Origin of the sequence: Streptomyces apricus (genome assembly GCF_008369065.1) — a bacterium.
Classification (GTDB): domain Bacteria; phylum Actinomycetota; class Actinomycetes; order Streptomycetales; family Streptomycetaceae; genus Streptomyces; species Streptomyces apricus.
Window position 1 is genome coordinate 277,470 of record NZ_VDFC01000046.1, and the last position, 6,607, is coordinate 284,076.

Sequence of the window (6,607 nt, forward strand, 5' to 3'; positions counted from 1 at the left end):
GGCCCGGTCAGAGCGCCAGCCGGTCAGAGCCCCAGCCGGGCCAGTGCCTTGCTCCCGTCCAGCTCGCACGCCCCGTCCCCGGCCGCCGTCCACGCGGCGGCGCACAGGGCCCGCAGCCCGTCCATGGGCTCGCCCTCGCCGTCCAGCTCCAGCCGCTCACCGCCCGCCGTGGCCGTGTACCCGCCGCACCGGAAACCGTCGCCCGCCTCGACGACCTCGGGCTGACCGGTCAGCATCCCCCGCAGGTCGGCGTCGACATAGGTAGGCCGGTGCTGCGGCGGCGCGGCCAGGAGCTGCGCCCCGTCGGTCACCCCGGTCAGCACGAGCAGCGAGTCCACCTCGCCGTTGAACGCGCCCTCGATGTCCGTGTCGAGCCGGTCCCCCACGACCAGCGGGCGCTCGGCCCCGGTCCGCAGGATCGTCTCGCGGTGCATCGGCGGCAGCGGCTTGCCCGCGACCTGCGGCTCGGCGCCCGTCGCGATCCGCACGACCTCCACGGCCGCCCCGTTGCCCGGGGCGATGCCGCGGGCGCTCGGGATCGTCAGGTCGGTGTTGGACGCGAACCACGGCACCCCGCGGGAAATCGCGTAGCAGGCCTCCGCGAAGCGCCCCCACGGCAGGTCGGGCCCGCCGTAGCCCTGCACGACCGCCACCGGGTCGTCGTCGGCCGACTCGACCGGTTCGAGACCGCGCTCGCGCAGCGCGACCCGCAGCCCCTCCCCGCCGATCACCAGCACGCGCGCACCCTGCGGCACCTGCTCGCTGATCAGCCGGGCCACGGCCTGCGCCGAGGTGATGACGTCCGCCGCCTGCGTCGGGATGCCCAGCTCCGTGAGATGCTCCGCGACACTGTCGGGCGTGCGCAGCGCGTTGTTGGTGACGTAGGCGAGGCGCATCCCGCCCTCGTGGGCCCTGCCGAGCGACTCGACCGCGTGCGGGATCGCGTTCCCGCCCGCGTACACCACCCCGTCCAGGTCGAGCAGCGCCGTGTCGTACGCCTCGCTCAGGGCCCGCTCACTGCCCCCGGGCCGCGTCCTCGCGGTCTGGCTCATTACGCATCGCTCCTCGTTCGATCCCTTTCCCCGATCATCTCGCACGGCACGGACACACTTACGATGCATCAATGAACACTGCAGGTACCGCGGACGTACCGGCACGCATGGGCCTTGACCTCACCCCGTTCCGGGGCCTGCGCTACGACCCCGACCGGGTCGGCAGCCTGTCCGCCGTCACATCCCCGCCGTACGACGTGGTCGTACGGCCCGACGGCCTGCTCCACCTGGAATCGGCGGATCCGTACAACATCGTCCGGCTGATCCTGCCGCAGGCCACCACACCGGCCGCCCGCAACGAACAGGCGGCGGACACCCTGCACCGCTGGGTCTCCGAGGGCGTCCTGAGAGCCGACGCCGAGCCGGCCCTCTACGTCTACGAGCAGCGGCACGACGACGGCATGCTCCAGCGGGGCGTCATCGGCGCCCTGCGCCTGTCGGAGGCGGCGGAGGGCGTGGTGCTGCCGCACGAGGACGTGATGCCGCACGTGGTCGCGGACCGCGCGGCCCTCATGCGGGCCACCGCCGCGAACCTCGAACCCCTGCTGCTGACCTACCGCGGCGACGGCGCCGCCTGCGGCACGGCCGCGGTCGTCGAGCGCACCGCCGGGCGCCCGCCCCTGTTCTCCACCACCACGGAGGACGGCTTCAGGCACCGCCTGTGGGCGGTCACCGATCCGGCCGACCTCGCCGAGGTGCGCACGGACCTGGCCGGCCGCCAGGCCCTCATCGCGGACGGCCACCACCGCTGGGCGACCTACCTGCGGGTCCGCGCCGAGCACCCCTCGCCCAGCCCCTGGGACCACGGCCTGGTGCTCCTGGTCGACACCGCGCGGCACCCGCTGCGGGTGCGCGCCATCCACCGCCTCCTGCACCGCCTCCCGGTCTCCGAGGCCCTCGCGGCCCTGGCCGGCTCCTTCCGCATACGTACCGTCGGCGGCGCCCTCCCGGAGGCCCTGTCGGCCCTCTCCGAGGCGGCCGCCGAGGGCAACGCCTTCCTCCTGGCCGGCGACGGCGCCTTCCACCTCGTCGACCGCCCCGCCCCGGACCTCCTGGCCCGTACGGTCCCGGCGGACCGCCCCGAGGCCTGGCGCACCCTGGACGCGACCGTCCTGCACGCCACGCTCCTCGACCACGTCTGGGGCATCCCGGACGTCCCCGAGCACATCACCTACATCCACGACACGACCGCCACGGTCGCCAAGGCGGAACGCGACGGCGGCACGGCCGTGCTGATGCACCCGGTCCGCGAGGAGGTCGTACGCGACCTCGCGAGCCAGGGCGTCACGATGCCCCGCAAGTCGACGTCCTTCGGCCCGAAGCCGGCGTCGGGCCTGGTGCTGCGCAGGCTGGGTCCCTGACATGCGTGCGGGCGGGACCCCACCAGGGGATCCCGCCCGCACGCCGTCATTCCGTCATTCCGTTACTGGGTCACCGCGTCGCTGCGTGGTGACTCCGGGACGACGTCAGTCCTCCAGGCCGTCCTCGGCCTTCTTCTCGTGCTGCTCGTGCTGCTCGTGCTCATGACGGTCACCGACGACCTCGTCGTCGATGTCCTCGGAGTCCTCCTCGAACTCCTCGACCGGGGTGACGGCCGCCGCCGGAGCGCCGCCCTCCGCCTCGTCCTCGTCCTCGTCGAGCGCGTCCATGAACTCGACGCCGTCGAGTTCGGCGAGCCGGTCGGAGGCGTCCGTGCTGCCGTCCTTGTCGGACTCGACGGCCTTGGCGAACCACTCCCGTGCCTCGCCCTCCCGCCCGGCCGCGAGCAGCGCGTCGGCGTACGCGTACCGCAGGCGCGCGGTCCAGGGCTGCACGGAGTGGGAGGCCAGCTCGGGGCTCTGGAGGGTGACGATGGCGGCGTCGAGCTGACCCATGTCCCGCCGCGCACCGGCGGCCACGAGCCGCATCTCGACCTGGCCGGCCTTGTCGAGCTTCTGCACCTCGGGGGCCCCGGCCATGTCCAGCGCCTTCTCGGGGCGGCCCAGACCGCGCTCGCAGTCCGCCATGACGGGCCACAGGTCCACGGTGCCGGTCATGCGCCGGGCGGCCCTGAACTCGGCGAGCGCCTCGCTGTACTTCTGGTTCGCGTACGCGGCGAAGCCGGCCGCCTCCCGCACGGCGGCGACACGCGACGCGAGCCGCAGCGCCACCCGGGAGTAGCCGTACGCGCCCTCGGGGTCCTCGTCGATGAGCCGGGCGACCATCACCAGGTTCCTGGAGACGTCGTCGGCGAGCCCCTTCGGCAGGCTCATGAGCTCCTGCCGTACGTCCTTGTCGATCTCCTCGCCCGTGACGTCGTCCGGGATCGGCAGCCGCTTGATGGGCTCGCGGTCGCGGTCCCGCTCGTCGCGGAAGCGGCCACCGCCGCGGCGGTCGTCGCCCCGGTCGTCGCGCCCGCGGTAACCGCCGCTGCCGCCGCCGGGACGGCCGCGGCCGTCGTCGCGACGGGGCCCACCGCGACTGCGGTCGTCACGCCCGCGGAAGCCGCCGCCGGGACGGCTGTCGTCGCGACGGAACCCGCCGCGGTCGCCGCCGCCACGGTTGTCGTCACGCCGGTCGTCACGGCGCTCGTAGCTGCCCCGGTTGTCGTCACGGCGGTCATCCCGACGATCGTCACGCCGGAACGCCGGACGGTCGTTGTCACGACGGAAACCACCACGGTCACCGCCACCACGGTTGTCATCACGACGGTTGTCATCGCGACGGAAACCGCCACGGTCGCCACTACCGCGGTTGTCGTCACGACGGTCGTCGCGTCGATCATCACGACGGAAGGGCGGACGGTCGCTGCCGCCACGGTTGTCGTCCCGACGGAAACCACCGCGGTCGTCACGGCGCTCGAAACCACCGCGGTTGTCATCCCGACGATCATCACGCCGGAACGCCGGACGGTCGTTGTCACGACGGAAACCACCACGGTCCCCGCCACCACGGTTGTCGTCACGACGGTCGTCGCGTCGATCATCGCGACGGAAGGGCGGACGGTCGTTGTCACGACGGAAACCACCACGGTCCCCGCCACCACGGTTGTCGTCACGACGGTCGTCGCGTCGATCATCGCGACGGAAGGGCGGACGGTCGCTGCCGCCACGGTTGTCGTCCCGACGGAAACCACCGCGGTCGTCGCGACGCTCGAAACCACCCCGGTTGTCATCACGCCGGTCATCCCGACGATCATCACGGCGGAAAGGCGGACGGTCGTTGTCACGACGGAAACCACCACGGTCCCCGCCGCCACCACGGTTGTCATCACGCCGGAAACCGCCACGGTCGCCACCACCGCGGTTGTCGTCACGACGGTCGTCACGCCGGAACGCCGGACGGTCACCGTCGCGCCGGGGACCACGGTCGCGGTCGTCGCGGCTCGGACCACCAGGTCGGTCGTCCCGACGGAACGGAGGACGGCTCCCACCACGGTTGTCGTCACGGCGGAACCCGCCACGGTCCCCGCCACTGCCACGGTTGTCGTCCCGACGGAAACCGCCACGGTCGTCGCGACGCTCGAAACCACCCCGGTTGTCATCACGCCGGTCATCGCGACGGTCGTCACGGCGGAAGGGCGGACGGTCGTTGTCACGGCGGAAACCGCCACGGTCACCGCCACCGCGGTTGTCATCGCGACGGTCGTCACGCCGGCCGGCTCCACCGCGGCCGTTGTCACGGCTCGGGCCCCCGCGGTAGCCGCCGCGGTCACCACTGTCCCGGCGTCGCTGGTCGCGCTCCGGTCGCTCGTCGGGAGAGTTGGTGGACATGGGTGACTCCTGTCATCGGTACCGCAAGTCATTCTCACGCAACCGGGTACCCGGCGCGCTTCGGGAAAACAAAAAAGGACCTTTGGTCCCAGCGAGTCGCTGGGACCAAAGGTCCTCCAAAGATTGTTCGGCGGCGTCCTACTCTCCCACAGGGTCCCCCCTGCAGTACCATCGGCGCTGTGAGGCTTAGCTTCCGGGTTCGGAATGTAACCGGGCGTTTCCCTCACGCTATGACCACCGAAACCCTTTCAGACACTCCGCCTGAGGCAGAGCTGTGAACGGGCAGCGAACAAGCACACTATTCAATTGAATCAGTGGAACTGTTCAGCCAGCACAACCGTTCGTTGTCTGGGAACTACACAGTGGACGCGAGCAACTGAGGACAAGCCCTCGGCCTATTAGTACCGGTCAGCTTCACCCCTTACGAGGCTTCCACATCCGGCCTATCAACCCAGTCGTCTACTGGGAGCCTTAACCCATCAAGTGGGTGGGAGTCCTCATCTCGAAGCAGGCTTCCCGCTTAGATGCTTTCAGCGGTTATCCCTCCCGAACGTAGCCAACCAGCCATGCCCTTGGCAGGACAACTGGCACACCAGAGGTTCGTCCCTCACGACGTTCTAAACCCAGCTCGCGTACCGCTTTAATGGGCGAACAGCCCAACCCTTGGGACCGACTCCAGCCCCAGGATGCGACGAGCCGACATCGAGGTGCCAAACCATCCCGTCGATATGGACTCTTGGGGAAGATCAGCCTGTTATCCCCGGGGTACCTTTTATCCGTTGAGCGACGGCGCTTCCACAAGCCACCGCCGGATCACTAGTCCCGACTTTCGTCCCTGCTCGACCCGTCGGTCTCACAGTCAAGCTCCCTTGTGCACTTACACTCAACACCTGATTGCCAACCAGGCTGAGGGAACCTTTGGGCGCCTCCGTTACTCTTTAGGAGGCAACCGCCCCAGTTAAACTACCCATCAGACACTGTCCCTGATCCGGATCACGGACCCAGGTTAGACATCCAGCACGACCAGACTGGTATTTCAACGACGACTCCACCTGAGCTGGCGCTCAAGCTTCACAGTCTCCCAGCTATCCTACACAAGCCGAACCGAACACCAATATCAAACTGTAGTAAAGGTCCCGGGGTCTTTCCGTCCTGCTGCGCGAAACGAGCATCTTTACTCGTAGTGCAATTTCACCGGGCCTATGGTTGAGACAGTCGAGAAGTCGTTACGCCATTCGTGCAGGTCGGAACTTACCCGACAAGGAATTTCGCTACCTTAGGATGGTTATAGTTACCACCGCCGTTTACTGGCGCTTAAGTTCTCAGCTTCGCTCCTTAACCATAGTTCACCCGAACGCCTCGGTATTCTCTACCTGACCACCTGAGTCGGTTTAGGGTACGGGCCGCCATGAAACTCGCTAGAGGCTTTTCTCGACAGCATAGGATCATCCACTTCACCACAATCGGCTCGGCATCAGGTCTCAGACTATATGTGCGACGGATTTACCTATCGCACGTCCTACACCCTTACCCCGGGACAACCACCGCCCGGGMTGGACTACCTTCCTGCGTCACCCCATCACTCACCTACTACAGGTCTGGTCCGTCGGCTCCACCACTTTCCTTTCCCCGAAGGGTCCGGAACGGCTTCACGGACTTAGCATCGCCTGGTTCGATGTTTGACGCTTCACAGCGGGTACCGGAATATCAACCGGTTATCCATCGACTACGCCTGTCGGCCTCGCCTTAGGTCCCGACTTACCCTGGGCAGATCAGCTTGACCCAGGAACCCTTAGTCAATCG

4 protein-coding genes, 1 rRNA gene and 2 other annotated features are annotated in these 6,607 nt (G+C 68.5%); of the genes, 1 reads left to right on the forward strand and 4 read right to left on the reverse strand.

Annotated features, from left to right (window positions below):
- Window positions 1–23: 23 nt before the first annotated feature.
- Entirely contained in the window at window positions 24–1,052 is a 1,029-nt protein-coding gene (locus FGF04_RS21290; protein WP_149512907.1) for an HAD hydrolase-like protein, read from the reverse strand.
- A gap of 71 nt (window positions 1,053–1,123) precedes the next feature.
- Here FGF04_RS21290 and FGF04_RS21295 point away from each other — a divergent pair, with 71 nt between their 5' ends.
- Window positions 1,124–2,413: a DUF1015 domain-containing protein gene (locus FGF04_RS21295; RefSeq protein WP_149512908.1), complete on the forward strand. Its 1,290-nt coding sequence runs from the start codon at window positions 1,124–1,126 to the stop codon at window positions 2,411–2,413.
- A 105-nt stretch (window positions 2,414–2,518) separates the two neighbouring features.
- On the opposite strand, the gene FGF04_RS21300 is transcribed toward FGF04_RS21295, so the two are convergent.
- The 3 genes from FGF04_RS21300 to rrf all read right to left on the reverse strand — a co-directional run bounded on the left by FGF04_RS21300 (window position 2,519) and on the right by rrf (window position 5,046).
- Window positions 2,519–3,304, reverse strand: coding sequence for a tetratricopeptide repeat protein (locus FGF04_RS21300; protein ID WP_223146397.1), 786 nt, complete (start codon window positions 3,302–3,304; stop codon window positions 2,519–2,521).
- A complete protein-coding gene (locus FGF04_RS40125; RefSeq protein WP_188114250.1) occupies window positions 3,301–4,683 on the reverse strand; it encodes a hypothetical protein in 1,383 nt (460 codons plus the stop codon). The genes FGF04_RS21300 and FGF04_RS40125 overlap by 4 nt, the downstream gene beginning before the upstream one ends.
- Before the next feature lie 246 nt (window positions 4,684–4,929).
- Window positions 4,930–5,046: ribosomal RNA gene (gene rrf / locus FGF04_RS21315) — 5S ribosomal RNA — on the reverse strand.
- A 148-nt stretch (window positions 5,047–5,194) separates the two neighbouring features.
- Window positions 5,195–5,989 (reverse strand) — a sequence feature (23S ribosomal RNA rRNA prediction is too short).
- Window positions 5,990–5,993: 4 nt separating this feature from the next.
- Window positions 5,994–6,607 (reverse strand) — a sequence feature (23S ribosomal RNA rRNA prediction is too short).

Excerpts from the sequence above, each read along its gene's own strand:
- FGF04_RS21290 (WP_149512907.1), bottom strand. The coding sequence starts at position 1,052 with ATGAGCCAGACCGCGAGGACGCGGCCCGGGGGCAGTGAGCGGGCCCTG.
- FGF04_RS21295 (WP_149512908.1), top strand. The coding sequence starts at position 1,124 with ATGAACACTGCAGGTACCGCGGACGTACCGGCACGCATGGGCCTTGAC.
- FGF04_RS21300 (WP_223146397.1), bottom strand. The coding sequence starts at position 3,304 with ATGAGCCTGCCGAAGGGGCTCGCCGACGACGTCTCCAGGAACCTGGTG.